Genomic DNA, 12,664 nt, shown 5'->3' with positions numbered 1-12,664 from the left:
CTCTGTTGACCACAGCAGTAGAACTCTTCACCGTTCAGCCCTACACCTCGCACTGCCAGGTGATCGCCGACGAGGGAGAACACGCCGTCATAGGCATCTCGCCGGGCAACTCCTACTTCTCCGCACAGCGCGTCACCGATCTGGCCCACTGGGGACTCCGCAACTTCCGTCAGGTCGACCTCGTCTATACAGACCTCCACATCGGAGCGATGTACGAGGCGCTCGGGTACCCGCCGGAGGAGGCCCGCCGCAAGGCGGTGAAGAACCTCCGCGGCGTACGTGCCAAGGTTACCAATGCCGCCCTGAGCGCCGACCCCACCGGCACCCACGTACGCGGCCGCCCCATGTCGGACCTGACCAGCAGCCCCGCCTATCGCGAACTCCACGCGCATCTGGGCGATCTGCTCGCCACCGATCCGGAGTTCCGCGTCACGTGCGAAACCCTGGTCGACACGTTCCTGTCGACCAAAGTCCTGGACGGCAAGGACAGCACCGCCCAGCAGCGCGAGGTCTGTCTCCAGTACATCTGCGCCGAAGTGCCGTTGTTCCTCGACACCCCGGCCATCCTCGGCGTCTCGTCGTCGCTCAACTGCTACCACCAGGCGTTGCCCCTGGCCGATCTGCTGTACGCCCGCGGCCCCGGCCTGCGCGCGTCGCGCAACCAGGGCCACGCCATCGTCACCCCCGCCGGAGGACACCGCCATGACCAGCACTGACACGCTCCTCGACTTCCCGTTCTCCCCTCGCGGCGACCAGCTCCCGCCCGAGATCGAGGCCTTGCGCGCCGAGCCGGTCAAGCGAGTCCGCACGATCGCCGGTGACCCGGCCTGGCTCGTGTCCTCGTACGCCCTGTGCAAGCAGGTGCTCGAAGATCCCCGGTTCAGTCTCAAGGACACCTCCGCACCCGGCGTGCCCCGGCAGTACGCGCTGACCATCCCGCCCGAGGTGGTCAACAACATGGGCAACATCACCGGGGCCGGGCTGCGCAAGGCTGTCCTCAAGGCGATCAACCCCAAGACGGACGGACTCACCGACTGGATGCGGGCCCACGCCGCCACCCTGGTCGACGACATCCTCGACTACGGCCCGCCGGTCGATCTGCGCGGCCGGTTCACCAATCCCTACGCCGAGCACCTCCACTGCCGCATCCTCGGCATCCCGCAGGCCGACGCACCGCGCCTCGCCGCCAGCCTCGACATCGCGTTCATGAACTCGGCCTGCCCCATCACAGGCGCCCGCCTGAACTGGGACCGTGACATCGCCTACATGGTCGACCGCCTCGACGACCCGGCCACCACCGGTCTCATGGCCGAGCTCGCCGCCCTGCGCGGCAATCCCGACTACGACCATCTGACGGACGAGATGCTCGCCACTGTCGGGGTCACCATGTTCGGCGCCGGGGTCATCTCCACCATGGGCTTCCTGACCATGGCGATCTTCTCCCTGATCCAGCACCCCGACGTGTGGGAACAGTTGCGCAAGGCGCCCGAGAAGATCCCCGCCGCCGTGGACGAGCTGCTCCGCGTCAACCTGTCCATCGCGGACGGCCTGCCGCGCCTGGCCCTGGAAGACGTCCGCCTCGGCGACGTCGAGGTGAAGAAGGGTGAGCTCGTGCTCGTCCTGGTGGAGGCCGCCAACACCGACCCGGCCATGTTCCCCGACCCGCACACCGTCGACATCGACCGGGCCAACGCCGGCGCGCACCTCTCCTTCGGCGGTGGCGCGCACTACTGCCCCGCCACCGCCCTCGGCAAGAAGCACGCCGAGATCGCGATCGAGGTACTCCTGGAGAGGATGCCCGGCCTGCGGCTCGCCGTCCCGGTCGAGCAACTCGTGTGGCGGACCCGGTTCATGAAGCGCATCCCCGAGCGCCTGCCCATCGCCTGGTAGTGATCGCCGGCGCCGGACGGCGCCCGCCGCAGCCATGGCCCCGGCCGAACCCGGCCGGGGCCATGGCCACACCCGCGACACCGCGCCGCCGAGCCTTCGGGCGGCGCGCCTTCCGGGCGGGGGACCGTTGTCGTACAGTCGCCCCGCACACCCCGCCTGACGAGCCGTCAGGTATTGGGCCGTCCTCGCCCGGAAGGAAACAGAGATGCGCCTCGGACTCGCTCTCGGCTACTGGGGCCGCGGCCCCGACCCCGGCCATCTCGCTCTGGCCCGCCAGGCCGAGCGCCTGGGCTACGACTCCGTGTGGACCGCCGAGGCGTGGGGCTCCGACGCCTTCACGCCGCTCACCTGGATCGCGGCGCACACCTCCCGCATCAGACTCGGTACCGCCGTCGCCCAGATGGCCGCCCGCACGCCCACCGCCACGGCCATGCACGCGCTGACCCTCGACCACCTCTCCGGTGGCCGGATGATGCTCGGGCTCGGGCTTTCGGGTCCGCAGGTCGTCGAGGGCTGGTACGGGCGGCCGTTCCCCGCGAGTCCGCTGACCGCGACGCGTGAGTACGTCGACGTAATCCGCCAAGTGCTGCGGCGGGAGGCGCCGGTCGAGGTGGACGGGCGGTTCCACCCGCTCCCGTACCGGGGCGCGGACGCCGTCGGCATCGGCAAGCCGCTCAAGCCCATCACGCATCCGCTCCGGGCCGACCTCCCCCTCCTCCTCGGCGCGGAGGGCCCCAAGAACATCGAGCAGACGACCCGTATAGCCGACGGTTGGCTCCCGCTCTACTGGTCTCCGATGCGCACCGACGTGTACGCGGCGTCGCTGGCCGCGCTCCCCGCCGGCTTCATGGTCGCGCCGATGGCGCGGGCGCAGGTCTGTGACGACGTGGCGGAGGGCCTGCTGCCGGTCAAGGCGATGCTGGGCTTCTACATCGGCGGCATGGGCCACGCGGCCCGCAACTTCCACGCCGGCCTGATGGCGCGCATGGGTTTCGAGGCGGAGGCCCACCGCATCCAGGAGCTGTTCCTGGCGGGCCGCAAGGAGGAGGCGGTACGGGCGGTCCCCGACGCGTTCGCCGACGAGATCTCCCTCATCGGCCCGCGCGAGCGCATCGCGGAACGCCTGGACCTCTGGCGCAAGGGCCCGGTCACGGACCTGCTGATAACGGCCCCGGACCCGCATACCTTGCGCGTACTGGCGGACCTGAACTGCTGAAACGTATGGCTGCGGTACCATACGCGTATGAGCCTGAAGCGAACGACCGTGTATCTCGAGGACCAGGACCTTCGCGCGCTCAAGGACACCGCGTCGCGGAAGGGGATAAGCGAGGCCGAGCTGATCCGCGAGGGCGTGCGGCTTGCCATCGCCCAGAACCGCACCTGGGACGAGCCCGCTGGGCTGCCCGTCTTCGACAGCGGTGACCCCACCTTCGCCGAGAATTCCGACAGTCTCCTGCGAGACACCGACAGCAGCTTCGGCTCATGGGACGAGAGGCACCCGTGATCGTCATCGCGGACACCTCAGGCATCATCGCGTCCATCGACCGGAGCTGCCGCGATCACAAGCAGGCCCGTGAGGTCATGGACGCCGCCGGGCTCGTCGTCATCGCGCCGCTCGTCTTCGCCGAACTCGACCACCTGGTGAGCAGACGCTTCGGGCAGCAAGCCGCAGGCGCCGTAATCGACCAGCTCCTGACCCACGCCCGCTCGGGCCGCTACGCGATCGGCGAGACGGGCGCCGATGTACTGTCCGACGCCCGCCTGACCCAGCGGCGGTACCGCGATCTCGACCTGGACCTCACCGACGCCGTCATCACCGTGCTGGCGCGCGAATACGCGACGGACGCTGTTCTCACCCTGGACCGGAAGGACTTCCGCACCATTCGCCCCCTGTCCCCGCACGATGCCTTCCGACTCCTGCCGGACGATTTGTAGGCGTCGAAGGCGAGCCCAGCGGCCGATGGCAGTGAAGCCTGGACCGGTGCCGCCCGGTTTCGTCCGGCGTAAAACGGCAACACGTTCGACATGTCCCCACGTCATCGCAGTGGAAGCAACCAGGCGGCGACCGTCATCATCGTCGTCGCCGACATCATGGCCGTCATCCTCGGCCTGTGGATCCTGATGTACCTGCTGGACGCCAACCGCGCGAACGACCTGGTGAACTTCGTCCAGGACGCCGCCCGGTGGCTGGCCGGCTGGTCACACGACCTGTTCACCTTCGACGAGGCCTGGGCACGTGTTGTCGCCGGGTACGGTCTCGCGGCGATCGTGTACCTCTTCGCCGGGCACGCCCTGGCCAACGTCGTCCGTCGCCACTGAGGTCCTGAGACGCGGTCAGCAGCAGTCCGGGTCCAGGCCCAGCGGCAGCCGTTCGCCGCTGAAGACCGCGGTGGTCGCCTCGTCGCCTCCAAGGGCGGCCACCGCCAGCAGCAGGGAACCCGCCGTCCAGGTGGTGAGCTCCTCGGGCCATATGGCCCGGTTGCCCTCGAAGACGTACCCCGTCCAGTACATGCCGTCCGGCGCCCGCAGGTGCTGGATCGACTGGAGGATCTCCAGGGCCCGGTCCGACTCCCCCATCACCCACAGCGCGAGGGCCAGTTCGCAGCTTTCGCCGCCGGTCACCCAGGGGTTCGGGAGTATGCAGCGCACGCCTTGGCCGGGGACGACGAAGCGGTCCCAGTCGGCCTCGATGCGGGCCTTGGCCTCGGGGCCCGTGATCGCGCCGGCGAGGATCGGGTAGTACCAGTCCATCGAGTAGCGGCTCTTGTCGAGGAACCGCTCCGGGTGGGACTGGATGGCGTGCCGCAGCGCGCCGACCGCCAGCTCCCAGTCGGGCTGCGGTTCCTCACGCTGCTCGGCGATGGCGAGCGCACAGCGCAGTGCCTGGTGGATGGAGGAACTGCCGGTCAGCAGCGCGTCGTTGACGGGAGTGCCGTCCTCCTCGCGCTTCCAGCCGATCTGGCCGCCCGGCTGCTGGAGCCCGAGGACGAACTCGACCGCCGCGTAGACGGTCGGCCACATGCGGTCGATGAACGCGTCGTCGCCGGTGGCGAGGTAGTGGTGCCAGACCCCGACGGCGATGTACGCGCAGAAGTTCGTCTCGCGGCCCCGGTCGGTGACCCGCTGGGCGTCTCCGTCGTCGTACGCCGCGTACCAGGAGCCGTCCGTGTTCTGGTGCCTGGCCAGCCACGCGTAGGCGCGCTCGGCGGCGGCGTGCTCGCCGGCCGCGTCGAGCGCCATGGCGGCCTCGGTGTGGTCCCACGGGTCGAGGTGGTGGCCACGGAACCAGGGGATGGCACCGTCCTCGCGCTGTACGGCGAGGATGCCCGCCACGGTCTCGGCGGCCTCACCGGCGGTGAGGACACCGGGCAGGACGAGGTGTTCCGTACGCTCGGGAATCGTCACTTGGCGTCCGCCGCGACCGACGTGGCCGACGTCACCGGCAGGTGGGGCTTGGTCGCGTACGCCACGAAGCTCTTGCCCACCAGAGGGTTCAGCGCCTGCTCGGCGATGCGCGTGGCCAGCGGCTTCTTCATGATGTCCCAGACCAGCAGCTTGTGGTACGCGCGCACCGGCAGCGCCTTGTCGTTGTCGACGCCGAAAGCGCACTTCAGCCACCAGTACGGCGAGTGCAGCGCGTGCGCGTGGTGCGTGCCGTACGGCCGCAGGCCCGCTTCGCGCATCTTGCCGAGCAGTTCGTCGGCCTTGTAGATGCGGATGTGCCCGCCCTCCACCTCGTGGTACGCGTCGCTCAGCGCCCAGCAGATCTTCTCCGGCCCGTAGCGCGGCACGGTGACCGCGATGCGCCCGCCCGGCTTCAGTACGCGCACCATCTCGGCCAGCACCCCCTTGTCGTCGGGGATGTGCTCCATGACCTCGGAGATGATCACGACGTCGAAGGAGGCGTCGGGGAAGGGGAGGTTGAGCGCGTCGCCCTCCATGGCGGTGGCGGTGGCGCCCGCCGGGGCCTCACCGGCCTCCTTCATGGCGGCGAACCACTTGGCGACCTCGCGGATCTCCTCGCCGTTCTGGTCGAGGGCCACCACCTGGGCGCCGCGCCGGTAGCACTCGAAAGCGTGCCGGCCCGCACCGCAGCCCAGGTCGAGTACGCGATCGCCCGGGGCGAGCGGGAAGCGGGAGAAGTCCACGGTCAGCACGGGGTCTGCCCTTCCGGGTGGAGGTGGGTTACGGCGACGCCAGTCCATCGGGGGCGCGTGGCTGGGGCCGCGTGACGGCGGGGGGTGTGCGGGGTCCGCGTCGGCTGCGGAGCCCGCGTCAACGAGGTCTCACCGGGCTCCCCCGCGCACCGCGCTGTGCGCGGCGATCCGTTCGCGGTAGAGCTCCGCGGTGCCCTGGGCGGCCTTGGCCCAGGTGAACCGCTCCAGCACCCGGTCGCGGCCCGCCGTGCCGAGGCGCCGGCGCAGCTCGGGGTCGCCGAGGAGGCGGCCGAGCGCGGCGGCCAGTGCGCCCGCGTCGCCGGGGGGAACGGCCAGGCACGTCTCGCCGTCCGGCCCCGCGACCTCGGGGATCGCGCCGCCGGTGGTGGCGACGAGCGGGGTGCCGGTGGCCATGGCTTCGGCGGCGGGCAGCGAGAAACCCTCGTACAGGGAGGGGACGCAGGAGATCTGCGCGCTGCGCACGAGGTCCACGAGTTCCTGGTCGCTGATGCCCTTGACGAACTCGACGGCGCCCTGGAGCCCGTACCGCTCGATGGCCTGCGCGACGGGGCCGTCCTCGGCGCGCTTGCCGACGACGACGAGGTGCGCGCCGGGGTGTTCGGGGCGGAGCTTGGCGAGCGCCTCGACGAGGTGGACGAGGCCCTTGAGCGGTACGTCGGCGCTGGACGTCGTCACGATCCGGCCCGGAATCTCGGCGACGGACGGGTCGGGCGACCACAGGCCGGTGTCCGCGCCGATGTGCACGACGCGGATGCGGTCGCGGCGTACGCCGAGGTGCTCGACGATCTCCTGCTGCGAGGAGCCGGAGACGGTCAGCACGGAGGGCAGGCGGGCGGCGACGCGCTTCTGCATGCGCGTGAAGGCGTACCAACGGCGTACGGAGGCCCGCTTGAGGCGGCTCTCGGCGGCGTCGAGGTCGAGCTGCCGGTCGACGGTGATGGGGTGGTGGACCGTGGTGACCAGGGGGGCTCCGAGGTTGCCGAGCAGTCCGTAGCCGAGCGTCTGGTTGTCGTGGATCACGTCGAACTCGCCTCGGCGGGCGGCGAGGTGGCGCCCGGCGCGGAGGGAGAAGGTGAGCGGTTCGGGAAAGCCGCCAGTCCACATCGTCGCTACTTCGAGGGCGTCGATCCAGTCGCGGTATTCGTCGCGCCGGGGAGTGCGGAAGGGGTCCGGGCTGCGGTACAGGTCGAGGCTGGGCAGCTCGGTGAGCGGTACGCCCTCGTCGAGTACGGGGTAGGGCTGGGAGCCGAGGACTTCGACGCTGTGGCCGAGGCGGGCGAGTTCGCGCGAGAGGTGGCGTATGTAGACGCCCTGGCCCCCGCAGAAGGGGTTGCCCTTGTAGGTGAGGAGCGCGATGCGCAGCGGTCGGTCGCCCTGGGCGGGGTCCCCCGCGTGGGGGCGCGCCTCTATGGCCTCAGCGGTCACTCACGGCCCCCTTCTCACTGCTCTTTGGCCGGAGCGTAGCCGCTGGCGCTAACCTAGAACAAGTTTCAGTATCGATCGTCCGACCAGCTCTGAATCTACCGGCAGGTAGCGCAACCGTAAGCGCCGGATCAGGTGATTCGCGCCACGGCAGGTGCCCTGCCATGCTGTGCCACCCAGGGGGTCCGGTCCCCCACGCCCGGCGTACGGACAAATGCCATGGAATGGGACGTATGACAGCGGAAGTCAAGCCCTCGTCGCCACCTCTGACGGAACGCCAGGAGGCGCGCCGCCGCCGGATTCTGCACGCCAGCGCTCAGCTCGCCAGCCGGGGCGGCTTCGACGCGGTGCAGATGCGCGAGGTCGCCGAGGCCGCCGGTGTCGCGCTGGGCACGCTGTACCGCTACTTCCCCTCCAAGGTCCACCTGCTGGTCGCCACCATGCAGGACCAGCTCCAGCACATGCACACCACGCTGCGCAAGCGGCCCCCGGCCGGCGAGAGCGCGGCCGAGCGGGTCGCCGAGACCCTGATGCGCGCCTTCCGGGCGCTTCAGCGGGAGCCGCAACTGGCGGACGCGATGGTGCGGGCGCTGACCTTCGCGGACCGCAGCGTCAGCCCCGAGGTGGACACGGTTTCCCGCCAGACGACGGCGATCATCCTGGACGCGATGGACCTGACGGGGCCGCCGACTCCGGAGCAGTTGTCGGCGGTCAGGGTCATCGAGCACACCTGGCACTCGGCGCTGATCACGTGGCTGTCGGGGCGGGCGTCGATCGCCCAGGTGAAGATCGACATCGAGACGGTGTGCCGGCTGATCGACCTGACCGGCCCGGCCGGGCGACCGGCCTGACCCGCCCGACCTGACCCGTCCGGCCGATGCAACCGCCCCGCCGCAGCGCTTGCCGTACACAAGCAAGGGGGGCACGCGCACCCATAAGCAGGGGGCGCGTGCGCCCGAAATGCGCCTCCCGCGCTCCCCATTGGCTAAATTCCGCACCCCTGACATCCGCCGCACCGGGTACTAATGAGCGACGTGCCATGTCCATGCACAGCTACGCAGGGGCACCCAGGGGGAGCAGGCAGTGACCAGCATGATCCGCGTTCTTCTCGTGCACGACGTCTGTCTGGTGCGGTCCGGACTGGCCGCACTGCTCGAAAGGGAGCCCGACATCGAGATATCCGCCAGCCCGTCAGGAGGAGCGCTGGGCAGCGCCCGGTCGTTGTCGCCGGACGTGTGCGTGGCCGACGCGGAAGGGCCGGGATCACCGTGCCTGGCCGCCGCCGCCGAGATAGCGGGCGCCCGCGGCGCGTATCCGGGCTGCGGGCTGCTCGTGCTGGCCCGCGCCGGAAAGCCGGGGCTGTTGCGGCGGGCGCACGAGGCCGATGCCCAGGGTTACGTCAGCAAGGACGCCCCGGCGGAACGGCTGCTCGAAGGGATACGGCGGGTGGCCTCGGGGGTGCGTTTCCTCGACGACTCCCTCGCGAGCGAATTCCTGGAGGCCGCGCGGAGTCCGCTCACCACCCGCGAGTTGAGCGTGCTGTCACTCGCCGCCGAAGGGGCGGACGTCACCGAGATCGCCCACAGCCTGCACCTGACCAACGGGACGGTGCGCAACTACATGGCCGCGATCACCCGGAAGACCGGGGCCCGCAATCGCGTGGACGCCATTCGGATCTCCCAGGGCGCCGGCTGGCTCTGACCAGCCGCCGGCCAGATCACGGTAGAGGGCGGAGCGCCGGATCAGCTCGTCATGGCTGCCGCAGACGGCGTGCGTACCGTCCATCACGAGCACGCGGCCGGCGCGCCGGGCCGAGCTGATCCGGTGGGCGACGACGATCAGGGTGGTGTCCGGGCGCTCGGCGAAGGCCCGTTCGGCGCGGGCCTCGGCGGCGGGGTCCAGGTGGCAGGTGGCCTCGTCGAGCAGGACGACCGGCACGGGTGCGAGGTGGGAGCGGGCGAGGGCGATCAACTGGCGCTCGCCCGCCGACAGTTCGCCGGGCGCCACGGCGGCGTCCAGGCCACCCAGGCGCAGCAGCAGTTCGTACGCCCCGACGGCACGGGCCGAGGCGAGCACGGCGGGGTCGGGGGGCGGGTCCGGGCACAGGTAGGTGAGGTTGTCGCGCAGGGCGCCGGAGAAGACGTACGCCTCCTGCGGCACCAGCACCCGCCGGTGTACGGCGCCGCGCACGGGCTCTCCGCAGAGCCGGACCTCGCCGACGGCGGGCTCCAGCAGGCCCGCGACGAGGGCGGCCAGGGTGGACTTGCCGATGCCGCTGGGCCCGACGACGGTGAGGTGACCGCCGGCCGGGACGATGAGGTCGAGCCCCTTGAACACCGGCTCGGCGTACGGCCCGTAGGCGAAGGTGACCCCGCGAAGCTCCACGGCGGGCTGCTCCGGAGCGGCGAGCCGGGGGCTTGGGGCAGGGAGCACGTTCCCCGGTCCCCCGCCGTCCGCTTCGGCGGGCTCGGGAACGGCCGGCTCGCGTCCCCGCTCCGTCAGGCGCCGCAGGACGACCGTCAGGCGGGAGCCCGCCGTGCCCAGGGTCTGCATCAGGCTTTGGAGGGCCGGGAGCAGGGCGTACATCAGGTAGGTGAGGGCGCCTACGAGGTCGCCGTGGGTCGCGCCGCGGCTCAGCAGCCAGGGAGCGGTCACCAGGAGCAGAATCACCGGCAGCCGGCCGCCCACCGCCACCGCGAGCACCCGCAGCACGCCCCAGCGGGCGAGGGTGCGCGCGGCGCGGAACTCGGCGGCGAACCGGGTCTCCACCTCGTCGGCCGTCCGCGTCTCCGCGCCCGCCGCCGTGATGTCCCGCAGCCCCGCGGCGGTCGCGTCGAGCGCCTGTGCCACCGCCTCGTCGGCGGCCAGGAACGTCTCCTGGCGGCGGGCCATCGGCCGCAGCGTCACGAGGAACAGGCCGAGGCCGAGAACCAGCGGCGGCACCACCACGAGCAGCAGAACGGGCGCCAGCGAGGCCAGCCCGGCCAGCGCCCCGGCCGCCGTGAAGACGAACGACCTGGAGACCATCACCAGGCCTGCGAAGGTGTCCCTGGCGATCTCCACCTGATGGGTGAGCCGGGAGACCGCCGCATGGTCGGCCTCCGCCAGGGCCCGGCCGACGACACGGCGTACGAGGCCGTCGCGCAAGGGCTCCACCAGCTCGGAGACGGCCCGGAAAACCCGCCCGGTGCCGTACGCTCCGGCCGCGACGGCCACGGCGGCGGCCGCCAGCCAGCCCAGTCCCCCGGCCGGGCGTCCGGCCAGGAAGCCGTGGTCGAGGGCGCGGGCGACGGCGTACCCGAAGAGGAAGGTCTGCGCGGCCTCCAGCAGCGACCAGCCCGCCAGCCGGGCCAGTACGGGCCGCCGCCGGTTCAGGAAGCGCAGGCCCTCGGTGCGCAGCCGGGGTGCGTCAGTCGTCATGGGCTGAGTGGTCCGTTCCGTCCGTGTCGGTGAACACCGCCCGGTAGTCGGCCAGTTGCCACAGCCGCGCATGCGGGCCCACCGCGCGGACGCGGCCCTCGTGCAGCCAGGCGACCCGGTCGGCGCGGGCCGCCGTCGAGGCCCGGTGGGCGATGATCAGGCGGGTACGGGCCCCGGCCTGCCGGGTCAGCGCCTCGCCCACCCGCAGCTCGGTGACCGTGTCGAGGCTGGAGGTCGCGTCGTCCAGGATCAGCAGCCGTCCGGGGTGCGCGAAGGCGCGGGCGAGCCCGAGGCGTTGGGCCTCGCCGCCGGAGAGCGGGGCCTCGGCGCAAGGGGTGTCGTAGCCGAGCGGAAGGCGGCGTACGAAATCGTCGGCGCAGGCGGTACGAGCCGCCTCCCGCACCGCCGCCGCATCCGGTTCACCGGCGCCGAAGGCGATCGTGCCGCCGATGGTGCCTCCCAGCAGCGCCGGCCGCTCGAAGGCCTGGCCGACCGCGCGGCGCAGCACCTCGCGGGGCAGCTCGTGCAGCGGGACGCCGTCGAGCGTGACCGTACCCGCGTCGGGGTCGGCGAGGCGGCCCGCGACCGCGGCGAGGGTGGACTTGCCGGAGCCGGAGCGGCCGACGAGGGCGAGCGAGGTGCCGCCGGGGACGGTGAGGTCGAGGCCGGCGAGGATCGTACGGTCACCACGGGCGACCGTGATGCCGCGCAGTTCCAGCGTCCCGTCGCCGGGCGGGAGTCGTGCGTCGCCGTGGTCGGTGGCCGGTACGGCGAGCAGTGCGGCGAGGCGGCGGGCCGCGCCCCGGCTGCGCACCAGGCCGTTCAGGCGGCCGACCAGCATGCCGATGCCGGTGGCGAGCGCCGCGTACCGGGCGGCTGCGAGCAGTCCGCCCACCGAGAGTTCACCGGAGGCGAGGCGTGTTCCGGCCACCGCCAGCACGGCGATCTGGAGCAGCGGCACGATCACGGCGGCATGGGCCGTGGAACGTCCCTGGACCCGCCACATCCGGTAGCCCTGGGCGGAGAGCGCCGTCAGCGGCTCCAGGATGCGGGCCTGCTCACGGCGGGCGGTGCCGGCGGCCGCGATCGTACGGGCGCCGCCCACCGCCTCCACGAGGCGTGCGGCGATCTCGCCCTGGCTCTCCTGGTAGCGCGCCACACTGTCGCCCGATTCGCGGACGAAGGCCTTCAGCAGCAGAACGAGCAGGGGCATGCCGACGAGGAACGCCACCGCCGTCCACAGGTCGACGACCGCGAGGGCGACGAGACCGCCGACGGGCGTCACCACGGCGGCCACCGTGCCCGCGAGCGCGGCCGGGGCGCCACCGGCGTGAGCGGCGTTCCCGACCAGGCGGGCCACGATGTCGCCGGGCGGCACCCGGTCCGTGCAGCGCGGCCCGGCCGCCAGGACGTGCCGCAGCAGGCGGCGCCGGAACCAGGCGGTGGAGCGGGCGTTGGTGGTGCCGGCCAGTACGCCGTCGAGTGCGTCGACCACGACGAGCAGGCAGGTGAGCGCCGCGCAGGCGGTGAGCCAGGTGGTGGCGGGACGCCCGGAGAGCAGCAGGTCCAGCGTGTGGCCGAGCACGGCGGGCAGGGCGAGTCCGGTCGCGGCGCCCGCGGTACTGAGGACCAGGATCGCCGCGCCGGGGAGCGCGCTGTGCCGGACGGATTCGAGCAGCAGCCGGTCGGCCGTGCGGGATTGGTCCAGCTCCTGGCTCATGCCCGTCACCCTCCCTTCGTGCGCGCAGATGTAC

At 71.9% G+C, this 12,664-nt stretch carries 12 protein-coding genes and 1 pseudogene; 8 read left to right on the top strand and 5 right to left on the bottom strand.

Annotated elements, in window-relative coordinates; genetic code table 11:
• Positions 1 to 5 precede the first annotated feature (5 nt).
• The 6 genes from G412_RS0105880 (at position 6) to G412_RS0105855 (ending at position 4,209) form a co-directional block, all read left to right on the top strand.
• The gene (locus G412_RS0105880; RefSeq protein WP_078606819.1) at positions 6 to 716 is read left to right on the top strand and encodes a cyclodityrosine synthase; all 711 of its coding nucleotides are present in this window, start codon (positions 6 to 8) and stop codon (positions 714 to 716) included.
• On the top strand, positions 703 to 1,890 hold the full coding sequence (locus G412_RS0105875) for a cytochrome P450 (protein WP_028811244.1): 1,188 nt from the start codon (positions 703 to 705) through the stop codon (positions 1,888 to 1,890). The genes G412_RS0105880 and G412_RS0105875 overlap by 14 nt, the downstream gene beginning before the upstream one ends.
• Before the next feature lie 205 nt (positions 1,891 to 2,095).
• Entirely contained in the window at positions 2,096 to 3,106 is a 1,011-nt protein-coding gene (locus G412_RS0105870; protein ID WP_028811243.1) for an LLM class F420-dependent oxidoreductase, read from the top strand.
• A gap of 27 nt (positions 3,107 to 3,133) precedes the next feature.
• Complete coding sequence (locus G412_RS0105865; protein ID WP_028811242.1) at positions 3,134 to 3,394, top strand: ribbon-helix-helix domain-containing protein; 261 nt, start codon at positions 3,134 to 3,136, stop codon at positions 3,392 to 3,394.
• Positions 3,373 to 3,825, top strand: coding sequence for a type II toxin-antitoxin system VapC family toxin (locus G412_RS0105860; RefSeq protein ID WP_037647865.1), 453 nt, complete (start codon positions 3,373 to 3,375; stop codon positions 3,823 to 3,825). Before G412_RS0105865 ends, G412_RS0105860 begins: the two co-directional genes overlap by 22 nt.
• A gap of 90 nt (positions 3,826 to 3,915) precedes the next feature.
• Complete coding sequence (locus tag G412_RS0105855; protein ID WP_028811240.1) at positions 3,916 to 4,209, top strand: hypothetical protein; 294 nt, start codon at positions 3,916 to 3,918, stop codon at positions 4,207 to 4,209.
• A gap of 15 nt (positions 4,210 to 4,224) precedes the next feature.
• Here the strand turns inward: G412_RS0105855 and G412_RS0105850 are convergent, their stop codons facing one another.
• The 3 genes from G412_RS0105850 to G412_RS0105840 all read right to left on the bottom strand — a co-directional run bounded on the left by G412_RS0105850 (position 4,225) and on the right by G412_RS0105840 (position 7,493).
• On the bottom strand, positions 4,225 to 5,295 hold the full coding sequence (locus tag G412_RS0105850; protein ID WP_028811239.1) for a prenyltransferase/squalene oxidase repeat-containing protein: 1,071 nt from the start codon (positions 5,293 to 5,295) through the stop codon (positions 4,225 to 4,227).
• Positions 5,292 to 6,047: a class I SAM-dependent methyltransferase gene (locus tag G412_RS0105845; protein ID WP_028811238.1), complete on the bottom strand. Its 756-nt coding sequence runs from the start codon at positions 6,045 to 6,047 to the stop codon at positions 5,292 to 5,294. Before G412_RS0105845 ends, G412_RS0105850 begins: the two co-directional genes overlap by 4 nt.
• Before the next feature lie 129 nt (positions 6,048 to 6,176).
• Positions 6,177 to 7,493, bottom strand: coding sequence for a glycosyltransferase family 4 protein (locus G412_RS0105840; RefSeq protein ID WP_028811237.1), 1,317 nt, complete (start codon positions 7,491 to 7,493; stop codon positions 6,177 to 6,179).
• Positions 7,494 to 7,723: 230 nt separating this feature from the next.
• Here G412_RS0105840 and G412_RS0105835 point away from each other — a divergent pair, with 230 nt between their 5' ends.
• Together G412_RS0105835 and G412_RS37760 are read left to right on the top strand one after the other, a co-directional pair.
• Positions 7,724 to 8,341 carry a TetR family transcriptional regulator gene (locus G412_RS0105835; protein WP_028811236.1) on the top strand — a complete coding sequence of 206 codons (618 nt, stop codon included), beginning with the start codon at positions 7,724 to 7,726 and terminating at the stop codon, positions 8,339 to 8,341.
• Positions 8,342 to 8,582: 241 nt separating this feature from the next.
• Positions 8,583 to 9,107: pseudogene (locus G412_RS37760) on the top strand (response regulator transcription factor); the annotation flags it as partial.
• Here the strand turns inward: G412_RS37760 and G412_RS0105830 are convergent.
• The gene (locus G412_RS0105830) at positions 9,033 to 10,910 is read right to left on the bottom strand and encodes an ATP-binding cassette domain-containing protein (RefSeq protein WP_028811235.1); all 1,878 of its coding nucleotides are present in this window, start codon (positions 10,908 to 10,910) and stop codon (positions 9,033 to 9,035) included. The pseudogene G412_RS37760 and the gene G412_RS0105830 overlap by 75 nt on opposite strands.
• Positions 10,900 to 12,630, bottom strand: coding sequence for an ABC transporter ATP-binding protein (locus G412_RS33485; protein ID WP_051338166.1), 1,731 nt, complete (start codon positions 12,628 to 12,630; stop codon positions 10,900 to 10,902). Before G412_RS33485 ends, G412_RS0105830 begins: the two co-directional genes overlap by 11 nt.
• Positions 12,631 to 12,664: the final 34 nt, after the last annotated feature.

Origin of the sequence: Streptomyces flavidovirens DSM 40150 (assembly GCF_000429085.1) — a bacterium.
Classification (GTDB): Bacteria; Actinomycetota; Actinomycetes; order Streptomycetales; family Streptomycetaceae; genus Streptomyces; species Streptomyces flavidovirens.
Note: the sequence above shows the minus strand (reverse complement) of the source record. Positions and strands in the feature narration are given on the sequence as shown.

Coding starts and splice junctions, on each gene's coding strand:
- G412_RS0105860 (WP_037647865.1), top strand. CDS start 3,373: ATGGGACGAGAGGCACCCGTGATCGTCATCGCGGACACCTCAGGCATC.
- G412_RS0105835 (WP_028811236.1), top strand. CDS start 7,724: ATGACAGCGGAAGTCAAGCCCTCGTCGCCACCTCTGACGGAACGCCAG.
- G412_RS0105865 (WP_028811242.1), top strand. CDS start 3,134: ATGAGCCTGAAGCGAACGACCGTGTATCTCGAGGACCAGGACCTTCGC.
- G412_RS33485 (WP_051338166.1), bottom strand. CDS start 12,630: ATGAGCCAGGAGCTGGACCAATCCCGCACGGCCGACCGGCTGCTGCTC.
- G412_RS0105830 (WP_028811235.1), bottom strand. CDS start 10,910: ATGACGACTGACGCACCCCGGCTGCGCACCGAGGGCCTGCGCTTCCTG.
- G412_RS0105875 (WP_028811244.1), top strand. CDS start 703: ATGACCAGCACTGACACGCTCCTCGACTTCCCGTTCTCCCCTCGCGGC.
- G412_RS0105870 (WP_028811243.1), top strand. CDS start 2,096: ATGCGCCTCGGACTCGCTCTCGGCTACTGGGGCCGCGGCCCCGACCCC.
- G412_RS0105855 (WP_028811240.1), top strand. CDS start 3,916: ATGTCCCCACGTCATCGCAGTGGAAGCAACCAGGCGGCGACCGTCATC.